The sequence below is a fragment of the Pseudoalteromonas sp. SR43-2 genome (assembly GCF_014163885.1).
GTDB classification, from domain to species: Bacteria; Pseudomonadota; Gammaproteobacteria; order Enterobacterales; family Alteromonadaceae; genus Pseudoalteromonas; species Pseudoalteromonas distincta.
Genome location: NZ_JACJED010000018.1, coordinates 1 through 21,944, shown reverse-complemented (window position 1 = coordinate 21,944; position 21,944 = coordinate 1). Strand labels below are relative to the sequence as shown.

At 35.0% G+C, this 21,944-nt stretch carries 19 protein-coding genes; 14 read left to right on the top strand and 5 right to left on the bottom strand.

What is annotated here, in order from left to right:
* Positions 1-1,860 carry an alkaline phosphatase D family protein gene (locus H5120_RS14755; RefSeq protein ID WP_182675324.1) on the top strand — a complete coding sequence of 620 codons (1,860 nt, stop codon included), beginning with the start codon at positions 1-3 and terminating at the stop codon, positions 1,858-1,860.
* 982 nt (positions 1,861-2,842) lie between these two features.
* Here the strand turns inward: H5120_RS14755 and H5120_RS14750 are convergent.
* A complete protein-coding gene (locus tag H5120_RS14750; RefSeq protein WP_182675322.1) occupies positions 2,843-3,214 on the bottom strand; it encodes a GxxExxY protein in 372 nt (123 codons plus the stop codon).
* Positions 3,215-3,422: 208 nt separating this feature from the next.
* On the opposite strand from H5120_RS14750, the gene H5120_RS14745 reads away from it, so the two are divergent.
* Positions 3,423-3,623 (top strand): hypothetical protein, encoded by a 201-nt coding sequence (locus tag H5120_RS14745; RefSeq protein ID WP_182675320.1) that lies wholly within the window; start codon positions 3,423-3,425, stop codon positions 3,621-3,623.
* Between the two features lie 412 nt (positions 3,624-4,035).
* On the opposite strand, the gene H5120_RS14740 is transcribed toward H5120_RS14745, so the two are convergent.
* The 4 genes from H5120_RS14740 to H5120_RS14725 all read right to left on the bottom strand — a co-directional run bounded on the left by H5120_RS14740 (position 4,036) and on the right by H5120_RS14725 (position 8,669).
* A complete protein-coding gene (locus H5120_RS14740; RefSeq protein ID WP_182675318.1) occupies positions 4,036-5,352 on the bottom strand; it encodes an O-antigen ligase in 1,317 nt (438 codons plus the stop codon).
* A gap of 100 nt (positions 5,353-5,452) precedes the next feature.
* Positions 5,453-5,962 carry a hypothetical protein gene (locus H5120_RS14735; RefSeq protein ID WP_182675316.1) on the bottom strand — a complete coding sequence of 170 codons (510 nt, stop codon included), beginning with the start codon at positions 5,960-5,962 and terminating at the stop codon, positions 5,453-5,455.
* Between the two features lie 21 nt (positions 5,963-5,983).
* On the bottom strand, positions 5,984-7,987 hold the full coding sequence (locus tag H5120_RS14730; protein WP_182675314.1) for an EAL domain-containing protein: 2,004 nt from the start codon (positions 7,985-7,987) through the stop codon (positions 5,984-5,986).
* Positions 7,971-8,669, bottom strand: coding sequence for a transglutaminase-like cysteine peptidase (locus H5120_RS14725; RefSeq protein ID WP_182675312.1), 699 nt, complete (start codon positions 8,667-8,669; stop codon positions 7,971-7,973). The genes H5120_RS14730 and H5120_RS14725 overlap by 17 nt, the downstream gene beginning before the upstream one ends.
* A gap of 295 nt (positions 8,670-8,964) precedes the next feature.
* Between H5120_RS14725 and galU the strand changes: the two genes are divergently transcribed.
* From galU to H5120_RS14665, 12 genes are all read left to right on the top strand, one after another.
* Positions 8,965-9,855 (top strand): UTP--glucose-1-phosphate uridylyltransferase GalU, encoded by an 891-nt coding sequence (gene galU / locus H5120_RS14720; RefSeq protein WP_182675310.1) that lies wholly within the window; start codon positions 8,965-8,967, stop codon positions 9,853-9,855.
* A gap of 49 nt (positions 9,856-9,904) precedes the next feature.
* Positions 9,905-10,927, top strand: a complete 1,023-nt coding sequence (locus H5120_RS14715) for an acyltransferase (RefSeq protein ID WP_182675308.1) — start codon at positions 9,905-9,907, stop codon at positions 10,925-10,927.
* A gap of 112 nt (positions 10,928-11,039) precedes the next feature.
* Positions 11,040-12,269, top strand: coding sequence for an O-antigen ligase (locus H5120_RS14710; protein WP_182675306.1), 1,230 nt, complete (start codon positions 11,040-11,042; stop codon positions 12,267-12,269).
* Positions 12,266-13,228 carry an NAD(P)-dependent oxidoreductase gene (locus tag H5120_RS14705; protein WP_182675304.1) on the top strand — a complete coding sequence of 321 codons (963 nt, stop codon included), beginning with the start codon at positions 12,266-12,268 and terminating at the stop codon, positions 13,226-13,228. The genes H5120_RS14710 and H5120_RS14705 overlap by 4 nt, the downstream gene beginning before the upstream one ends.
* Positions 13,225-14,208 (top strand): glycosyltransferase family 2 protein, encoded by a 984-nt coding sequence (locus H5120_RS14700; protein WP_182675302.1) that lies wholly within the window; start codon positions 13,225-13,227, stop codon positions 14,206-14,208. Before H5120_RS14705 ends, H5120_RS14700 begins: the two co-directional genes overlap by 4 nt.
* Positions 14,205-15,104, top strand: coding sequence for a glycosyltransferase family 2 protein (locus H5120_RS14695; RefSeq protein WP_182675300.1), 900 nt, complete (start codon positions 14,205-14,207; stop codon positions 15,102-15,104). Before H5120_RS14700 ends, H5120_RS14695 begins: the two co-directional genes overlap by 4 nt.
* 66 nt (positions 15,105-15,170) lie before the next feature.
* Complete coding sequence (locus H5120_RS14690; RefSeq protein ID WP_182675298.1) at positions 15,171-15,935, top strand: glycoside hydrolase family 16 protein; 765 nt, start codon at positions 15,171-15,173, stop codon at positions 15,933-15,935.
* A gap of 336 nt (positions 15,936-16,271) precedes the next feature.
* Complete coding sequence (locus H5120_RS14685; protein ID WP_182675296.1) at positions 16,272-17,183, top strand: glycosyltransferase family 2 protein; 912 nt, start codon at positions 16,272-16,274, stop codon at positions 17,181-17,183.
* A gap of 326 nt (positions 17,184-17,509) precedes the next feature.
* Positions 17,510-18,808 carry a lipopolysaccharide biosynthesis protein gene (locus H5120_RS14680; protein ID WP_182675294.1) on the top strand — a complete coding sequence of 433 codons (1,299 nt, stop codon included), beginning with the start codon at positions 17,510-17,512 and terminating at the stop codon, positions 18,806-18,808.
* The gene (locus tag H5120_RS14675; protein WP_182675292.1) at positions 18,801-19,937 is read left to right on the top strand and encodes a CapA family protein; all 1,137 of its coding nucleotides are present in this window, start codon (positions 18,801-18,803) and stop codon (positions 19,935-19,937) included. Before H5120_RS14680 ends, H5120_RS14675 begins: the two co-directional genes overlap by 8 nt.
* Positions 19,934-20,803 (top strand): ATP-grasp fold amidoligase family protein, encoded by an 870-nt coding sequence (locus H5120_RS14670; protein ID WP_182675290.1) that lies wholly within the window; start codon positions 19,934-19,936, stop codon positions 20,801-20,803. The genes H5120_RS14675 and H5120_RS14670 overlap by 4 nt, the downstream gene beginning before the upstream one ends.
* A gap of 137 nt (positions 20,804-20,940) precedes the next feature.
* Entirely contained in the window at positions 20,941-21,900 is a 960-nt protein-coding gene (locus tag H5120_RS14665) for a glycosyltransferase (protein ID WP_182675288.1), read from the top strand.
* Positions 21,901-21,944: the final 44 nt, after the last annotated feature.

Sequence of the window (21,944 nt, the reverse complement as noted above, 5' to 3'; positions counted from 1 at the left end):
ATGATTACTCACACGGCAAACCTTCCTATTTTACTAATGGGGCCAATGGTGCGCCGTGCAGAGCAAACTGGAGTCTGTATTCAGTTTGCTACCTCCAAATCTGCTAGCTGCCAAATAAACTTATTAAATACTGAGTGTTATAGCGAACAACAAACAATTGCTTTAGGCCAGTATTTATACCTGCATTTTATTGTTATAAAACCAGTAGACAATCTGTTTCCTGTAGATAAATTATTAAGTTATGAGCTCATCATTGATGATGCAATAATTGATTTATCGCCTTGGTGCTATAGCAATCAAACAACACCTGCATTTGTAATTCCTAACAAACTGAGTGATATTTTGCATGGCTCGTGCCGTAATGCACATCATCCAGCAAAAGACAGCTTAGTGTCTGCAAGTCAGTGGCAAAATACTCAGCGCGGTAATAATAGCCAAGGCGCACAATTATTATTACTGAGCGGTGACCAGGTTTACGCCGATGATGTAGCAGGACCCATGTTATTAGCTATTCATCAGTTAATTAAAGTCTTAGGTATCTATAAAGAGCAACCACTTGCCATTGAGCTACCGGGCGATATAAATGAGCAACTTTATAATCGCCATTTGTTTTTACCAAAAACGCCTTGGCAAAAACGCTCAAAGTTAGGTGTTGGTTACTGGCTAAAAAAAGACGAACCTCATTTTTCAAGCGTAAAAGCCTACAATCACCTTATCCATTTTGAAGAATATATAGCACTTTATTTATTAAATTTTAGTGCTGCTGTTTGGCAATGCGTTGATATAAAAAACACAACGTATTCAGGTCAAAACAAGCAAAACAAAACTATTTTTGACGCTGAAAAAACAGCACTGATTGATTATGCAAAAGGCTTAGGTGAAGTAGAGCGGTTGTTTGCCAATGTCTCTACGCTAATGATGTTTGACGATCACGATGTAACTGATGATTGGAACCTCACCGCTGGGTGGGAGCAAGCTATAAATGAAAACCCAAGTAGTAAACGGATCATCAATAACGGCTTAATTAGTTATTGGCTTTTTCAAGGAATGGGGAACGATGCACTAAATAAAACAGGCGAGCTACTCACACCTTTTAAGCAAAGCCGTACAGCTAATAATTTGTGGCAGTTTAAAGCATTTGATAAACCACTAAACGATTTTAGTTTTTGGCATTATGAGTTAACTACAACCCCAAAAGTAGTGGTGCTAGATACACGTACGCACCGTTGGCGAAATGAGCAAAACTTTAACGAGCCTTCAGGTCTACTTGATTGGGAGCGTTTAACAGAGCTTGAAGAAAGCCTATTAAGCCACGATCAGGTTATTATTGTATCGCCAGCCCCTGTATTTGGTGTTAAATCAATAGAAGCCATTCAAGCCATGTTTAATATTTGCGGGCAACCGCTTATGGTTGACGTAGAAAACTGGATGGCGCACGAAGGCTCAGCCAAAAAGCTACTCGATACTTTTAGACGCACCGACACCCCAAACGAAACGCTTATTTTATCGGGAGACGTACATTACTCATTTTGCTTTTCGGTGCAAAAGCGTTTTGGCGATCACCACAATCGAATTTGGCAGCTTACCGCCAGCGGTATTAAAAACGAGTTCCCGCGTAAATTAATAAACATACTCGATAAGCTCGACTCAATTTTATACGGCCCAAAAAGCCCTTTAAACTTTTTTACTAAACGCTGGCATATGGAAGTAGATAAACACCAAACCATAGGTGAAGGGCAAAAATACTTAGTAAGCGACTCAGCTATTAGTTTAATAACACTAGAGCAAGGGAATTTAGCCCGATATCAACTTATACACGGTGAAGGGCATTTAACTGAGTTCGATTTAGAAGAGCAGTAATTTTTAATCAATAATTAATTAAATAAATTAAAGATCTATTTGCACAAAGAGAAACGAAAGAGGAGTAAATGAGAAGACACAACACCAATCAGAATACAGTTTCGGTGTTTATTTCCTTCTCTAAAAGCGCAGCGCCTCTTAACCTCTTAGTGAAAAAGTCACTAATTACATGCGCTGCTGTTACAGTAAAAACCAGCTAAAGATCTATTTGCACAAAGAGAAATGAAAGAGAAGTAAATGAGAAAACAGAATGCCAATCAGGATATAGTTTCGGTTTTATTACTTCCTCTAAAAGCGTAGCGCCTCTTAACCTCTTAGTGAAAAAATCACTAATTACAGGCGCTGCTGTTACAAAGCAATGCTTAAAATTATTCAATTTATTTATAAAAACCAGCTAAAGATCTATTTGCACAAAGAGAAGCGAAAGTGGAGTAAATGAGAAGACAGAATGCCAATCAGGATATAGTTTCGGTTTTATTACTTCCTCTAAAAGCGTAGCGCCTCTTAACCTCTTAGTGAAAAAATCACTTATAACGGGTACGATTGTTACGAAAGCCACCCTTAAATTATTTAATCTATTCACCAATAAATCAATTAAAGAGCTATTTGCACAAAGAGAAGCAAAAGAGGAGTAAATGAGAAGACACAATACCAATCAGAATACAGTTTCGGTGTTTATTTCCTTCTCTTAAAGCGCAGCGCCTCATAACCTCTTAGTGAAAAATCACTAATTACAGGCGCTGCTGTTACAAAGCAATGCTTAAAATTATTCAATTTATTTATAAAAATCAGCTAAAGATCTATTTGCACAAAGAGTAGTAAATGAGAAGACATAATACTAATAAAAACTGCGTTTGGTGTTTATTTTCTTCTCTAAAAGCGCAGCGCCTCATAACCTCTTTGTGAATAAATCGCTTAAAAATTTAATGTACAGTTACTTATAGCCCTTTGGATAACGACTTAAAACCTAAGTAAATAATTTTTATGCATTAAAGCGCTTTATACCATCGACTAGCTTTAGAACATTGAAGTTTATTAGTAAACCAGTACTTATTTCTGCAAGTTTCATATAAGTTATCAATTGTGCAGAGTGAATTGGAAGAAGCTTATCAACCGCCTTTAGTTCAATTATTAATTTATTAGGTAATAAAATATCTAACCGGTAACCTGTATGTATATATTGATCTTTATAATATATCGGCAGCTCAACTTGGTTTTTAGCAGATAAGCCAATTTTACTTAATTCATATATTAAGCAAGTTTCGTAACTCGATTCTAATAACCCTGGGCCTAAATTCCTGTGTACTTCTATAGCGCAACCTATTACTGTTTTTGTTAATGTATCAGTATCCATAGGTATCCTTTTGCTTAATTTACAAGCATTTAATCAACTAAGAAAGAGTTCTAAAATAAGACTTAAGTGTAGTACAAATAAAATAATAAAATTGAATACTTGTAGGCTATATGAAGCAATTTATTAAGTTGTCACTCGTTTGTTGAGCTATTTACTAATAAAATCAATTAAAAATCTATTTGCACACAGAGAAGCGAAAGAGGAGTAAATGAGAAGACACAATGCCAATCAGAATACAGTTTCGGTGTTTATTTTCTTCTCTAAAAGCGTAGCGCCTCTTAACCTCTTAGTAAAAAAATCACTTATAACGGGTTCGATTGTTACGAAAGCCACGCTTAAATTATTTAGTCTATTCACCAATAAATCAATTAAAGAACTATTTGCACAAAGAGAAGCGAAAGAGGAGTAAATGAGAAGACACAATACCAATCATAATACAGTTTCGGTGTTTATTTCCTTCTCTAAAAGCGCAGCGCCTCATACCCTCTTAGTGAATAAATTACTTACACGGGGTAAGGTTGTTACGAAAGCAACGCTTAATTTATTTAAAAACCAGCTAAAGATCTATTTGCACAAAGAGAAGCGAAAGAGGAGTAAATGAGAAGACATAATACTAATAAAAACTGCGTTTGGTGTTTATTTCCTTTTCTAAAAGCACAGCGCCTCATAACCTCTTAGTGCATAAATTACTTATTAAAGGCTTTGCTTGTCACGCCAACAAGTTAACCGTAAATTTAACCTTGGCGGTAGACGCTGAGCTTGCTCGCGTGAGAAGCGCAGCTTCTAATCAGTCTATATTAGCTAATTACTTGGCTTTGTATTTAACCATGCTCTTTTCTGCTTCGTTTAGACGCAGGTAACTTACTACTCAATATTGCCAAGCATAAAATAGTCATAAACAACATTGAGTTTGCACCTGCTTGTAAAGAGTAATCTACCAATGAATGCAGCAGCATATCTATAATTGCAATGGCACAGCCAAAAGCAACGCCCTGAAACAACGCTGTTTTACGCTTTCGCATAGTCGCTATACATAACCATAAACAATAAAGTATAAGTGAGCCCAGTGCGGCTGTTGTGGGTATACCCAGCTCTACTGCAAACTGTACGTAATCGTTATGGGCATTATCGTAGTAACCTGAATAAGGCTCAGACTGATACGCCGGAAACGCAGTATAAAATGTACCACCACCAGAGCCCAACAAAGGCTTATCTAAAATGAGGGGTATTGAATCACGTACAACTTCGTCACGGGTTTCTGATGAAATACTGGTTTCGCTTATACGCTGTTTAACTTTTTCTACATCAAATATAGCGCCGATAATAATTAAATCGATTATAAAAAAACTAATGATAAGTAGTTTAAACGCTTTAGGTTTTTGCCTGTAAATAAAAAACGCGAGTAAGCTAACAACCATTAATGCAATAAAAAATGCAGAGTTACCCATTCGGCTACGGGTTAAAATTAACGCAACAATAATAATAATTAACGAAATACGTAAAATTATTTTTGAGCTTAAAAGTATCTCAGTCCACGCCCGAAGCGTTTGTTTTAATGTTTGTTTATAATCGCTAGTAGAGCGCTTTAATTCGCTAACTAAAACACCAATACCTAAACATAAACATAAAGCTAAAAAGTTAGCCAAAAAGTTAGAGTAAGTAAACGTACCAATAGCACGGTCGGTATGTTTATAGCCAAATAGTGGACTAATTATATCGGGCGATAGGTTTAAATAAGTGGCATACAAAGCCTGAAACACGCCGGCACTTATAATTGCATATATTAAATTTTTAATACGCTTTTCAGTATTGCAATAAATAAATAATAGCCAACAAAATAAAATCATAAAACTTGTTTTAATAAGCATTTGTTTGGTCTGAAAAGGGTCAACACTTACGGTAAATATTTGTACTGCGGATACGCCCGCAACTATACCGAGTACAGTAAATAAGGGCCAAGAATATAACGGAGGGTATAAAGGGTGCTTGTTATTAATACTGCTGTAAACTAAATGGATGAAAAAAGTAGCGCTAATTAATATCCCCATCGCTAAAATTGCCCAAGGGCGGTAACTACCTAGTGGTAAGGGCAGCAAAAATAAAATTGCACAGAGTAAAAAAAATATAAAACGATTCACAGGGTTCTCTAAACTAAGAGCCTAAAAGAAGGGCTAAACAAATAAGCCATATAAAGTAAAACGCAGCCAAAAGGCTGCGTTTTTATTATTTTATTAACGGTTAGTTACCGACTTCAGATATACCTGCATCGCCACCAGTGCCGCCTGCACCTTGCGGTACTGCAGTTGTTGGTAAAGTAACAATTACCGGAGCAGCAGGAGCTGGTGCGCCACCTGGGCCAGCTGCTGTTGCTTCAGAGGCAACAGTGGCATCAACGCCAGCTGTAATAGCAGCAAGTGTAACAGTATCGCTGTCAACGCCAGCAGCTACAAGTGCAGCTAAAAAATCAGCAATAAGTGGGCTATCGGCACCCACAGCATCCACAACTACATTCATCATAGAATCAACTTGAGCAGCAGTACAATTTGTACATACGCCATTAATAGCTGCTACTAAATCTGCCTTTAGCTGATCTGGAGCTGTTTCAGCAGTTGCGCTATTTAAAACGTTGACTAAATTAGCCATGCCTTCAGTTTGTACTACTGCATCAGTATCCGTTTGTGCATAACTTGGTAAAACTGTAAGTGAAGATGCACCTGCTATTAAGCCGGCTAATATAAATGATTTCATCTCTTGTCCCTTGGTAGAGTATTAATTACAAAATTTTAGCGCATCGGTGCAAAAAGTAAACTCTTTATTTACGCCATTATCACTAGTTTTTATTATTTTGGTTGGCGGCATTATTAAATTACCCTGCACGCCATCGCAACCTAAACTTTCAAGTACCTTTAAAGTTTCAGGTTTTTCAATCAAACAAGCTAAAACTTTAATACCAAAGCCATGACAAATATTATTAACTGTTTGAATAAAAAATTGGCTTTGGGTGTTATCTAATAAATCTTGAATATAGCTACCATCTATTTTTATATATTCAATGTCTAACCCTTGTAAATATCTAAACGAGGTTAAACTAGTACCAAAGTGTTCAACACACACATTTATGCCAATATCTTTTATTGTATCTATATGTAAAGAGGCAACATGTACGTTGTAAAGTAAGCTAATTTCATGCAATTCAAAAATCAAGTTTGTTTTAATAATTGGTTTAGTGTGTGCATAAAGAGTAAGCCATTCAATAAAGTCAGTTGAATACAACGAAGCCTTACTAATATTTAACGCAAATGTATCGTCTGGGTGTTGCTCTTTAACGTTTACAAAGTTACGAATTATCTTTTTGTCTAACTCTTCGGTTAAGTTAAGCTTTTCGGCCATAGCAAATAAATGGCCATTATTAACCTTTTCGCCTTCATGCGTAAAATGAGCAAACACCTCAAAGTAGCACTGCTTGTTTTGTGAGTTAGTGCGTTTAACTGGCTGCACCGAAAAACTAACTTCACCAGTAGCAATAATTGACTGAATAAGCGAACGCCACTCTTTAACACTAAACAAAGTATCTTTATCTACTTTATTTACAGCCGAATCGCCAATAGTACAGCCAGTATCAAGCGCCGAAAGCACACTCCCAATAGACGAGCCTTTATCAACACTTACTAACGCTAAGTTAGCAAAACCATTTACGTGTAAGCTGTTTTTCTTTTTACTAAAAGCATCATTTATATCGAGGCGTGTTCTATTTAAAAATTGCATATCGAATGGGACTAAAGCAATAAAAGTACTACCGTTAAGTCTAAATATTTTAGAGTTGGTTAAAGCACCAAACACATTTTGCAAAGTAACGCCTACATCATGTACGTGCTCGTCACCATCTTGGTAACTTACAGTTTGGTTGATATTAGCAAGTGAGGGGAGAGTAACCATCATTGCAGTGATTGGAGTGTCGCTAGTAATGGCGTCAACCACTGAGTTAAAGTGGTTCTCAAACGAACGGCGATTACCCAGCCCCGTGAGTGAGTCTACATATACTTCATCGGTAAGTGCTTGTGTTTGCTTTGTTAAGGAGTCAAAGGTGCTTTGTAAGTTCATTACCATATTGTTAATGGCTTTAGTCACAGTACGTAGCTCGCGTGCAACTGGTATTTCTTCGTTTAATGTAAAGCGTTTACGCGTAACCAAGTGTGCTTGGTTTTCTACTGCCTTTAAAGGTTTAAACACTGCACGTAGTATTAAATATGCTACTGCAAGCGACGCTACCAATAATAATAAAGAACCATAAAAGCTGCGTTTAGTATGTTCCCATAGCGTTAAATACGATTGCCCAACATGGCTTGTTACTTCAAGGGTTCCTGCCATAATCCAGCCATTGTTTAATTCTGATTGCATAGTAGGGGCTTTAAGCTTTACTGCTGTAATAAACCAATTAGGTACAGATTCAACGCGTTTTGGGCTTGTTAGGTCAAAAACTATTTTATTATCGGCGTTAGTAAATTTTATTTGTTTGTAATAACCGGAGTCGAAAATAGCGGTTGCCATGGTTTGGGCAATCATTAAGCTATCTTCTTCAAGGTAGGGCGATATTGAAAGCCCCAAGCTTGTTGCTGTATCTTGCGCGTGGCTACCCATTTGTGTTTGTAAGTAATCGCGGGTGGCTTCAACATCTGTAACTATCCTAACCACAAATGAAACAACCGAAACAACGATTATTAAACCGTAAACTTGGGTTTTAAGACTCAATCCGTTTTTAAAAAGTCGAGACATAACTGGTAGTTCCTTTAATGTTACTTTTAATGGGAGCAAGCTCACCTTGTTCAATTCGCTCTAGCATGGTATTCCAGGCAGAAACACCACGGCTATTTTTTACTTTATTACCTAACCCTTTTGATTTGGCTAACCATAAACCTTGGCCATTAAAACTATAGATAGGTGTTAAGTCAGGGCGCTTATTAGCGGGCAGTAGTTTAGTGTTAAAATTGCCTAAAACAAAGGGGATTTGATTTGGAGTTTCAATATATATAAGTACCATATGAGGTTGATTAACTGTTTTTTGGCGTACATACATTAAACGAACTTTATCTTCGGGTACACCAAGTGCTATTAATGTAAAGTATTTGGCAATTACGTAGTCTTCACAATCCCCCATACCCACGCCTAAACTTTCAAGTGGGGTGGCCCAATAATCTTTTTGGTGCCAAAGCTCATCATCGGTTTTGTATTTAATGTGTTTATTAAAAAAGTCATTCACTAAATGGATTTTTTGCCATTCACTTTTATCAGCAGACTCATCTATAAAGCTTAGCCAACTTTTTATACGTTTATGCCCTTCATCACCATACTGTTTTTGAGCGCGCGCAATTATATCGCTATTGCGTAAATACAAAAGCGTATTTTGTGCGCATACAAAAAAAGACACTAATAATAAAATGTAAAACCCTAAACGCACAAATGTTCCTTAAGTCTGTGTTCCTTAATAACCAAACAAGCCTAGTATAGTATTGGTAGCTTTGAAAAGGTAGATCACTAAAAAGTATGAGAGCACTGAAATAGTGCGATGCAACCCAATGTTGTGCAACATGAAGTTAACAAAAAAACAATCAAAAAGTACTCTTTAATTATTGAGTGCATTATTGTGTTGTGTATAATAGCAAGCTCACACGGCATGTGAAGCGCTCAAAAAGGGATTTTAGCTTAGCAATTCCTTTTTTTGTTGTTTAACAAAAATAATGAAAGGAATTAAAGTGAAAGTTTTAAAAGCAGTATTACCTGTAGCTGGTCTTGGTACGCGTATGTTACCAGCCACAAAAGCCATCCCTAAAGAAATGCTTCCTCTGGTAGATAAACCTTTAATTCAATACGTAGTTAACGAAGCTGTAGCTGCTGGCATTAAAGAAATTGTGCTTGTTACACATGCTTCAAAAAACTCAATTGAAAACCATTTTGATACAAGCTTTGAGCTAGAAGCCACACTAGAGGCGCGCGTAAAGCGTAGTTTACTAGAAGAGGTTCGCTCAATAGTACCAAAAGATGTAACCGTAATTTCGGTTCGCCAATCGGCACCACTAGGCTTAGGCCATGCTGTTTTAGCAGCGCGCCCAATTGTTGGTAATAACCCATTTGCAGTAATGCTACCCGACGTAATTATTGATAAATATAAATCAAATTCAAAAACCGATAATTTAAGCCAAATGATCGACCGATTCGACAAAACGGGCTACAACCAAGTAATGGTGGAGCCCGTACCGCAAGAGCAGGTGCATCAATATGGTGTGGTTGATTTAGCAGGTAAAAAAATAAATGCAGGCGAAAATGCTGCAATTAAAAACATGGTCGAAAAACCAAATAACGATGAAGCACCGAGTAATTTAGCTATTACAGGGCGTTATGTTGTATCTACAGCAATTTGGGATTTACTTGAATACACCCCACCAGGTGCTGGCGGTGAAATACAACTTACTGATGCCTTATTACAATTGCGCCACCTAGAAACGCTTGAAGCCTACCACCTAAAAGGGAAGTCGCATGATTGTGGTTCTAAATTAGGTTATATGCTTGCCAATGTTGAATATGCTATGCAGTCAAGTCATATGGGTGAAGAATTTACAAGGTTAGCTAAGAACTTAATGTTATAAAATAGCCTAGTTAATGTGTTTTTTTGAATAAAAGTATTTAGGGATGAAAGTGCAGGGAAACAAAGTTCAAAGTCTGGAGACGTTGAGAGGATTGGCATGTTTTTTACTTGTGCTTAACCACTTAGTAGGTATGCCTGTTGTTGCAGGCTTAAGGCTTCCTGAAGGAAATATCTATTTTTTGTTTAATACAATGCTTGAGAATTTCAGGATGCCTTTATTTGCTTTTTTAAGCGGTATAATATTTTCCTTTAGGGGGATTAAACCAAGTCAATTTAATATACTTTTGAAGGGTAAGTTTTTTCGCCTTTTAGTTCCATTAATTATACTCGGACCTCTTTATTTAATTATTCAAGCTAATGCACCTGTGGCAAATCAAACAGTAGAGGTTAATAGTTATTTATATTACATCTCTGTTTTCTGGGAGTCTAAATTTCACTTTTGGTTTCTACAAGCAATGTTTTTAATATTTTTTCTGTATGGGGCAATATCATTTTTGCAGCTAACAGTAAAAACAACGTATTTATTATTATTTGTAATAGGAACTGTGTTGTCTATGTTTTTGCCGGAAGACATTACTTTTTTCTCTTTATCAGGCTTCTTCTTTCTACTTCCATATTTCGCCCTGGGTACATTATTAGCTTCGCACGAAAAACACAACGAGAAAGTTAACCTAGCTTTAATCGGAGGGTTAACTTTTGTATTTATTTGCTTATTAGTATTTAAGTATTTTCGTATTCAAGAAGGTAATAACTTCGGTAGGATCAGTATATTTGGTTTACTTGTTGGTTTTTTTGGGTGTTCATTATTTTACTTCAGTAAGATTAAAGTTAAAACTCTTGCTTTTATAGGTGGTTTTTCATTCACTATATATTTGTACCACCTATATTTTCTAGTTTTGTCACGCGTCATTCTAAATTACATTGGGGTAGATAATACTTTATTTAATGTTTTAACCGGCTTAGTATTTGGTTTGGTTGGACCTATGCTGCTGAACTCCATTCTGAAAAAGCATTCTTTGATGTCCATGCTCTTTTTAGGTGAAAAGAGAAGGCGTAATACTATACCTGGTTAATTTTACATTAATTTAATTTCAAGTTTTAGATATGAAGCGATTATACTTCTTATTTTTATGGTTGATTAATATATAAAGGTTAATTACATGACTCAAAATGCGGTGAAATTAAATGCTTAAAATAAGTAAGCAAAAGGTAGTTAATATTTTATTGTTAGTATCTTTTATGGGTATATTATTTAATATTTTATTTGGTACTATTGCCGCGTTAAGCTTTTTAATTAGTGGTGTACTGTTTTGTTTAATGTATGAAAATAAGTTATTAGACTTGCTTGTTAAAAACAAACTGCTTTTAGCAATACCATTATTAGCCATAGTATCTAGTATTTGGTCCGATATCCCACTTTTAACTTTGCGGGGGGGAATTCAGCTGTTACTGACGACAGTGTTTGCAATGATTATTGCTGCGGTAGTGCGCTTTGATTTATTTATTAAAATAACAGGAATATGCTTTTTTATAACTATGTTTTTATGCCTCATATCTGACAGATATGTCGTAAATGGCTTAACAGGTGAGTACAATCTAATAGGTATCTTTGATAGTAAAAACTTTTTATCAATGAATGCTGCTTTTAGTGTTTTTGTAGGGGTCGCTATTTATCTAAATCATAACTTTACGCAAAAAGACAAAATATTTGGATTGACGCTAGTCATTTTATCATTATCAGTTTTGCTCAAAACTAAAAGTCTAGGCTCAATTGTAACTACAGCTTTAGTGTTGATAGTGGCTTTGTTTTATATTTTTTATCAAAAAATAAAGTTACCAAAGTTAATAAGAAGTCAGTTTAATTGGCTAATAGTATTAAGTTTTTTAATGCTAGTTTTTGGTTTGATTGTTATAGGTAATACCAGCACATTTGATAATGTTATGTACGATCTGGGTAAAGATCCAACATTAACAGGTCGTACATTTATTTGGTCACGTGGGTTAGAGAGTATTACTGAAAATCCAATTTTTGGATTGGGGTTTCAAAGTGCCTTTTATGTAGGCAACCCATTAGCAGAAGAAATTTGGGAATTTGCTCATGTCCCTTCAGGTGCCGGATTTAACTTCCATAATATGTATATCGATATAACGGTAGAAATGGGGCTACTAGGTGGTTTTATTTTTATTTTGTTACTTGGCAAGTTTATTCGGTTATTAGCGAACAAAAAAATATTAGAACTTGGTAGTAAAGAAGGATTTGCACTGATGGTGTTCTTGTATATGTTTTTGCAGACCTTTTTGGAAGCAGGTTGGTTTTCACAATTTACAATTTCACATTTTTTAATATGTGCTGCATGGGTTTACTTAAAACAAACAACTGAATTAAAGTCTATAAAATTAAGGTGGAATGTATGAGTGGCGTTTTAGTATTTGGTGGTTCTGGCTTTATTGGCTCACACCTTATTAATAAATTAGTTGAGAGCAATATATCATCAATAATTTCAGTCGATATAAAACCACCAAAAGTAAATGTTGATGGGGTTACTTATATAAATGCAGATGTGAGGGATTTAAGTGCGTTTTCGCTTAATGGTAAAATTATCAGCACTATCTATAATTTTGCGGCTATACATACAACCCCAGGCCATGAACACCATGAATATTATGAAACTAACATTTTGGGTGCGAATGAGATAACTAAGTTTGCTGAAAATAATGGCATAAATGAAATTATTTTTACTAGTTCTATATCAGTGTATGGAGCAGGCGAGAGCAGAAAAACTGAGGCATCAACACCAACACCCGTTTCGTCTTACGGTTTTTCTAAAATGATGGCAGAGCAAATTCATAAAGCATGGCATGAGCGTAATAAAAGCTCAAAACTGATCATTGTTAGGCCTGCAGTTGTGTTTGGTCCGGGTGAGGGGGGCAACTTTACCCGCCTTGCTAGCTTGTTAGATAAAGGTTTTTTTATATATCCTGGAAGAAAAGACACTATAAAATCATGTATTTACGTTGATGATTTACTTTATGCAATAGAACACGCCCGAAATAAAAACACTCACTTTGTTTTATTTAATGGTGCGTATACCACTCGCTATACATTAGAGAATATTGTAAATGCTTTTCAAGATCAGCACTTTCAAAATGTAAAAACCATGCTATTTCCTAAAAGTGTAATGTTGGCTGGTGCTTCATTATTAAAAGCAGTGAACTTTCTAGATATAGGTATTCACCCTGAACGTATTTTAAAACTAATAAACTCCACTGATGTATACCCCCAGTGGCTCGAAGATGAAGGCTTGTTATTTGATAATGGCCTTAAAAATGCACTCGCTAAATGGGCCCAAGATACTAATGGGAGCTTTAAGTGAGTGAATTAAATTTATTAGTGGTAATACCTTGCTTAAACGAAGAAGCGCATATAGAAAAATTGCTACTGCAGCTTACTAGTGAATCGGCAAAGCTTATAGTTGTTGCTGATGGTGGAAGCAGCGATAACACGTTAGCTATTGTTAATAGTTATTGTAAAAATTATCCAAATATAAAATTAATCAATAACCCGAAAAAAATTCAAAGTGCTGGAATTAATTTAGCTGTAGAAAAATTTGGCAACGATTTTACTTATTTTGCAAGAGTAGATGCACATGGGGAATATCCGTCAAGCTTTTTAAAAACACTTTATGAAGAAGCGTTAGCAGTCAAGGCAGATTCTGTCGTGATAAGCATGGATACAGTCGGAATAAATAGTTTTCAAAAAGCTGCTGCCTGCGCACAAAACTCTAAATTAGGTAATGGCGGATCTGCTCATCGCAATGATAATAATGAGGGTAAGTGGGTTATTCACGGACATCATGCGCTAATGAACATTGAAGCATTTCAAAAAGTAGGTGGCTATGATGATGCATTTATTGCAAACGAAGACGCAGAGCTTGATTTTAGGCTAACTTCTGCAGGGTATAGAATTTGGTTAACTGGGAAAACAAAGATGAAATATTTCCCACGCGATTCTTTTTATCGCCTATTTGTTCAATATTATCGTTATGGTGTAGGGCGTGCGAGTAATGCTTTAAAGCACAAACAAATCCCCAAAATACGACAGTTAATACCCTTATCAGTATTTCCATGCTTGTTAATTTTTTTACTTGCTCCAATTAGCTGGGTATTTACTATTCCCTTTATTGGCTGGCTAAGCGTGTGTTTAGCTTATGGAGCGTTGCTCGCTTTAAAGAGCCGCTCATTAACTAATCTTCTATCAGGATTTATTGCAGCTACTATGCATTTTGGTTGGTCAATTGGGTTTTGCAAAAAATTGATTACCAACTCACTTTCTTTAGTTACGGGTAAGTCATGATGGTTGAAATTACAATTGCTATTTGTACATATAAGCGTGTAGAAATAAAAGAAACATTAGCTTCAATAGCTGAACAGGTATTACCTGAGGATATGCAAGTAAGAGTAGTTGTTGCTGACAATGATGTTGAGCCTACTATGCGTCAACTCATCGAAGAAACAGCTAAAAGTTTAGATATTACACTTACATACATCCATGCACCATCTCGAAATATATCCATTGCGAGAAATGCGTGTTTGATCAATTGTGAAACTCAGTGGCTAGTTTTTATTGATGACGATGAAACAGCCTCAAATACGTGGCTATCTGAATTATATAAAACTGCATTAAATGAAAATGCCGATGTTGTTTTAGGTCCAGTAATATCGGTTTACCCAAGCAACGCACCAAATTGGATAGTTAAATGTGATTTCCATTCAACTAAACCTGTATTTGTTAATGGCGTAATTGAAACAGGGTACACAGGAAACACCTTGTTGAAATTAAGCTCTCAATATTTTGAAAACGAAATGTTTAATTTGTCGCTTGGTAAAAGTGGTGGCGAAGATACAGATTATCTATCAAGAGCTTTCAAAAAAGGGGCAAAATTAGCTTTTGCTGAGAACGCCATAGTTCATGAGCCTGTTCCAAGTGAGCGAGCAACTTTGAACTGGTTGATAAAACGTAAGTTTAGGGTAGGTCAAACTTATGCACTTACTCTATTTAACGCGACTAGTAGTAAGTTTTTTATTACTCAACTTATGTTTAAAGCATTCTCAAAGTTTACATTTTGCTTAATTATGATGGTGTTATTTTGCTTACACCCTGTTAAACGATACAACTGGTTGCTCAGAGGGTGTTTACATTTTGGGGTGGTAACTAAGCTGTTTGGTGTGAAAAATATTGAGTTGTATTAATCTATTATGTTTATAAATTTCCGTTTTTTTACCTCACTATTTGTATGTCTTTTTTTTTCACAGAGCGTGTTTGCAAGTGTTGGAAGCTTAATTTGGAATGATGAATTTAACGTTGATGGGCTACCTGATAGTAGTAAATGGCATTACGAACAAGGGTATGTTCGTAATGGCGAAGCTCAACGATATGAAAAAGCAAATAGCTCAAATAGCCGAATAGAAAATGGATTTTTAATAATAGAGTCGCATTATCAACCTGCTAAAAAACCAGAAAGTCTATGGCAGTATTTGTTTGATGAACAGCCAAAAGATAGATACAGCTCAGCAAGCTTAACCACAGAGCATTTACCCGGATTTCGGTATGGTCGAATTGAGGTCAGGGCTAAGCTACCACAGGGGCGTGGTGTTTGGCCTGCAATTTGGTTGTTGGGAAGTAATATAAAAGAAGTTGGTTGGCCGAAATCAGGTGAAATTGACATTATGGAATATGTTGGTTTTGATCCAAATAAAATTCATTCAGCTATCCATACTGGTACTCGAAATCATAAAAAAAACAATGCAGCCAATACATCTATAAAAGTTTATGATCTTGCAAATGAGTTTCATATATATAGTGTCGAACAAACTTCTGAACGTATCGATTTTTATATTGACGATTTACTACATTTTAGCTATCAAAAAGAAGGTGATTCCATCAGTTCTTGGCCATTTGAACAACCAATGTACTTAATAATTAACTTAGCTATTGGCGGAGGCTGGGGAGGAAGAAAAGGAATAGATAACACTATTTTTCCACAGCAGTTTTTGATTGATTACGTGAGGGTATATGAGTAGTAAATTAGTCTAGGTGTTTAAGGATTAGTAGCTCAGAGTAGCTATTTTGTCTTTATTATAAGTTTACATTGCGGATAGTAGATAAAATGGAAAGCCGAATTAATTATTTAATAAGTTAGTTGGTTGGTTAATGCGAAAATATAAATATCAGGATAGTTTAATAATTTGCATGAAGAATTTATTTGCTTGATAATGTAGTTATATAACGAATTGAATCCTCGTTACTTTTTGAGTTTCATATTTGTTAAGAGTAATTAATATTAATAGTTTTAGATGAAAGGTCCTTTTTTAAAATTATACCAATAATTACTAAAAAATATAGAAGAGTAAATGCCCATGGATAAAATTATTGTTACAACTTTAACAACTGGCGCCCGGAATAATACCTTTAACGAGTGTTTAGCAAGCTTGCAGGCGTTAACTAATATAAATGGATATCAAATAGAAATATTAGTTGTAGAGAATAACCAACAACCTGATGATCAAGTTAAGAAAATAATCAGTAACTATGACAATAGTGATAAAAGAGTGAATCATTTATTAGAGCCAGTGCAAGGTATTCCAAGTGCAAGAAATGCGGCACTCAAATATGCAAAACAGAGAGGCTATACCTATTTGGCTTTTATTGACGATGACGCCTTTGCTTCCCCAAGCTGGATAGAAACACTGGTTAATGCTAATAAATATTCTAATGTTGCCTCTGGTCCTCAATTAGCTATATTTCCTGAAGGGACAAGTTTATTTTATTGTAACGCTACTGTATACCAAGAACGAAAATTAGCTGATGGAGCAGAAATAAAATGGTCAGCTACTAACAATGTACTGATAGATGTAAATTTTATGAATATTAATAACTTGAGTTTTAATCCGAAACTTATTAATGGCGGAGAGGACAAAGAGCTGTTTCTAAGGGTTAATAAATTAGGTGGCAAGATTATATGGAGTGAAAGTTCTGTTGTAAGCGAATATATTGCAAGTAGTCGTTTGTCAGTTGCGTGGGCCATGCGGAGAACATTTAGAATTGGCGCTACAGGTTTTATGATTGAGTCTGCAGTGAGAACCTCTTTTGAAAACTATATAACTTGTATAATAAAAGGTTTACTATATTTGGCGAAAGGGTTGTGTTTATTACCTTACCATTTAATTTCGTCTAAGAGCTCATTATTGAACTCCTTATGTGATTTATCTCACGGAGTTGGTTTCTTTTATGGTCTATTTAGTAAAGGCCGAGTTAGTAAATACACATAGTTATATTTTCTATTAATAATATATTGTGGAGTTAATTTAGAACATGGTTTTTATTTAATCGATTATGGCTGAAATTAATGTCTTAAATTGATTGAGTTACTAATTTTTTAGGTGAGACGTTAATTAATAAAATATTTTAGAATGATTTTAGCTATGTTCTACACCTTAAATAATAAAGGTTAAAATGCCTATGTAAGTTAGTTAGTTGTATTTTTGTAGTTTAATGCATAGTGAATTATTTAATTTTAAATTTACTAACTAATACATAAAGTAAAACTTATTAATTCAAATAAAAGGAATCACTTTGAAGATTGAAGGAATACATAATGTATAAGAAGTTTGCGACAAGTTCTTTTATCCGTAGCGTAATAATGGTTGTTTCTGGGACAGCTGGTGCTCAGGTGCTCACTATGCTTTTTGCTCCTATTATAACTCGATTTTATGGTGCTGAAGCATTTGGACTATTAGGAACATTTACTGCAGTTCTTGCTATTCTTGTACCAATTGCAGCGCTTGCTTATCCAATAGCTATAGTTTTACCAAAAAATGATGATTACGCCAGAGCAATAGCAAAACTGAGTATTTATATATCAATGCTTGTGTCTACAATTATCTTAGTAAGTATAATTTTATTTAGCAATGATATAGCAGATTTATTAAATATTCAGACTATAGAGAACTATCTAATATTGGTTCCATTTGCTTTATTTTTTGCGGCTGCGGAACAAGTTATGCAGCAATGGCTAATTAGGAAAAAGCAGTTTAAAATAATGGCAAGAGTAGCTGTCAGTCAATCGCTAATTTTAAATAGCAGTAAAGTCGGAATTGGATATTTTTCCCCACTAGGATTCGTTCTAGTAATACTTGCTACTTTAGGAAATGCTCTTTATGCGTTTCAATTATGGATTGGCTCCTATAAAACAACAGCTCCTAACGATAGGATCACATACAAAAAAATAGACTTTAAGCGCGTAAAAGAAGTTGCGTTAATTTATAGGGATTTTCCACTTTATAGAGCCCCACAACAGTTTATAAATGCACTTTCACAAAGTTTACCAATACTTATGTTAGCTAGTTTTTTTGGCCCTGCATCTGCTGGGTTTTATACATTGGCTAAAACAGTAATGGCTATACCATCAACGTTAGTGGGTAAAGCCGTTGGCGATGTGTTTTATCCTCGAATAACTGAAGCTGCCCACAATAACGAAAATCTCTATCAACTGATAAAGAAAGCAACTTTCGCTTTGGCTGCTCTAGGGTTTTTACCATTTATGTCGGTTATACTATTTGGGCCGTGGTTATTTGGATTTGTTTTTGGAGAAGAGTGGGTATTGGCTGGTGAATATGCAAGGTGGTTATCTGTGTGGATTTACTTCATGTTTATGAATCCACCTAGTAATAAAGCTATTCCAATATTAGAAATCCAAGGGTTTTACTTGTTTTTTACTTTTTTTACAATATTTCTTCGTTTAATTGCCCTATTAGTAGGTTATTTTGTTTTTAAGAGTGATGTGATTTCTGTCATGCTTTTTAGTATAACAGGAGCAGTAATCAATATAGCAATTATTACTATCGTTTTATGGAAAAGCCATAAATTTAATATAGGGAGATATTTAAATGATTAAAATTTTCGCTTGCGGAGATATTGTTAATTACAATAATGTTAATTGTTCTTTACTTTCACCTGAACTTGAAGAAATAGTAAAAGCTGCAGATTACTCGGTTTTTAATTTTGAAGCTCCCATCCAGGGGGTTGGTACTCCTCAACTAAAAAGTGGTCCTCATCATGCACAAAGACCAAAAACTTTAGAGGGGTTGAAGGTGCAGGGGTTTGATTTAGCTCTCCTAGCAAATAATCATATTTTTGATTATGGCTATGAAGGCTTAAATGCAACAATTAACTTAGCTCATAAATGTGGACTTGAAACCATTGGAGCAGGTCTTGATAAAGAGTCAGCCTATGCTCCGATGATAAAAAAGTTAGGCGGGATGAAAATTGGCATAATCAACGCTTGTGAAGCACAGTTTGGTGTAATTAATGATTTTGATAGAGTTACAGAAGCTGGTTTTGCGTGGGTTAATAGTCCAGTAATAGACCAAACTATTTTGGACTTGAAAGTTATATGTGACTTTGTTTTAGTTTTTGCTCATGCTGGCTTAGAAAATTATCCAATTCCTTTGAAGGAATGGAGAGCGCGCTATAGGCATTTTTGTGATTTAGGGGCGGATGCTATCATATGTTCTCATCCTCATGTTCCTCAAGGAATAGAAGAGTATGGGTCTAGCTTGATTTTTTATAGCTTAGGAAATTTCTATTTTGATGGTGGTCGTTCTGCCAACTCGGAGAATCAATCGTTTGCCGTACTATTAAAGATTGAGAAAAATTTACCCATAAGTTTTGAACCAGTTTACCACTATACTTCAAATGGTTTAGTTGATGTAGCAAGAGACAATAAAAAAATTGACCTGGATTATCTTAGTAAACTATTAAATGAGAATTACTACCAAGAGCACGAGGTAATGGTCATGGAAGCTTACAATAAATTTAAAAAGCAATTAGTCTGTGCTGTAACCGACTTTCCAATAGATACAACAGTTAAAGGGACTATCAGGGAGCTTTTGAATAAAGTATTAGGCCGCCCTAAAGCTCTTAGCAGAGAGCTTGCTGCTATGCATCTTATTAGAAATGAGGCTTATTATTATGTTACGAGGAATGCATTAGAAATTAAGGTACGAAGGGGAAGCTTAAAATGAGGAATTTAGCAGATTATTATGAGTTTATTAAATCATCTATTAGGCCGTTGTTACCAACTTCACTCTACATAAGATATGAATATTATAAATATACTGGCCGAGTATTTTCAAAAAATAGGATTGAAACTTTTAGCGATAGAATATTTTCTTGGAAAATGGATAAAAAGCTCTCTGATTATTCTGTATATGTAGATAAGTACAAAGTTAGAGACTTTGTAAATCGAAAAGCTGGTGCTGATTACCTACCTAAATTGATTAAAGTGTGCAAGACGACCGACGATTTTGATATAGCGGATATGCCTGTAAAGTTTGTTATTAAATTAAATAATGGTTGTGGCTTTAATTTGGTCGTCACAGATAAAAGTCAATATTCTAACAATGAAATTAGGGAATTAATGGCTCATTGGCTTCAGTCCGATTTCTATTCAACTAGCAGAGAAAGACAGTATAAAGGTGTAGAGCAGGTCGTCTTATGCGAGGAATATATTGAGTCTAAAGGCGATTTAAAGGATTATAAGTTTTACTGTATAGACGGTGTTATTGAGTTCGTGCAAGTAATAGGTGAAAGGCAAAATGGTGCGACAAAGCATAATTACTACTCAAAAGACTGGAAGCCGTTAAATATATCAAGAGAAGAATACGCTGTAGGCGAAGTTGCACCTAAACCCTCTAAATTTGAAGAGGCTGTTGAATTGGTTGAGCTTTTGTCTAAAGATTTTTCTTTTGTCAGGGTGGATCTGTATATACAAGATAAAGTATATTTTGGAGAATTAACTTTTACGCCAGGGAATGGTTATATAAAGTTCCTTCCTGTTAGTTATGATAAAGATCTAGCCAGTAGAATGAACCTAGTAATTAAAGCATAATAAATTCAGAATAATGATATGGTAGAGTAAACCAGCTTTACCAGCTTAAGGTTTAATTATACATTTTAAGTTGTTTCTTGCTTAGTAATAAAGTGATTAATGTAGTATGTTTTATAAAGTTAAGGATTTTGATTAGCATGACAAGTCTACCATTGGTATCAGTTATTATACCTGTCTACAATTCCGATAAATATCTACCAATAACGTTAGAGTCTTGCATTAACCAGGAATATAAAAACATTGAAATAATTGTTGTAGATGATGGCTCTTCCGACAAAAGTTTTGAAATAGCTTTAGAGTATTCAAATAAACACTCTAATATATTTGCCTTCACTAGAGAAAATGCAGGTGCGCCTAGCGCTAGGAATTATGGTTTTTCAAAGTCCAAAGGACTTTATATTCAGTTTCTTGATGCGGACGATTGTTTATCATCTAATAAAATTTCTGCACAATTAAAATCATTAAATTTGAATAATTATTATGAAGTTGCTTCATGTAGCCTTTATCGTTTTAAGGACAAAATAAGTAATGCAAGAAAGGTAAACTTAGCTACAGATAGAGGGTTCGAGAGTGGAATCGACTGGCTGAAGTGTTCATGGAATAATAACTCAATGGGGCAAACATCAACTTGGTTAGTTCATCGTAACGTTGTTGAGGAAGCTGGTCTTTGGGACGAAAGGGTCCTGAAAAACCAAGATGGTGAGTTTTTTTGTCGTTGTATGACGATTGCTAATAAAATAGTCTTCACTGAAGAAAGTTCAGTATATTATAGAGTCACAGGAGAAGGTTCAATCTCATACTCTCGAAAAGAAGAAGCTTTGAAGTCAATATTGCTAACATATGATTTATACCATAAGCATGTTAAGGCTAACTTAGACTTAAATTTAAAACAGGGACTCGCGCAGTGCTATGTTGACTTTATAGATGCTTATTATCCCAGTTTATTCAACGAAGCAAAAGATGCGATAACTAGACTTGAAGTTCCTATATCAAATTTAAAAAAGAAAAAATCTATAGCATTATTAACTAGTTTCATTGGTTTCTATAATGCTATAAAATTTCGCTATATGTTAAAAAGATTTTTAAAAATTATATAAACTATAAACTATAAGCTATAAGCTATAAGCTATAAGCTATAAGC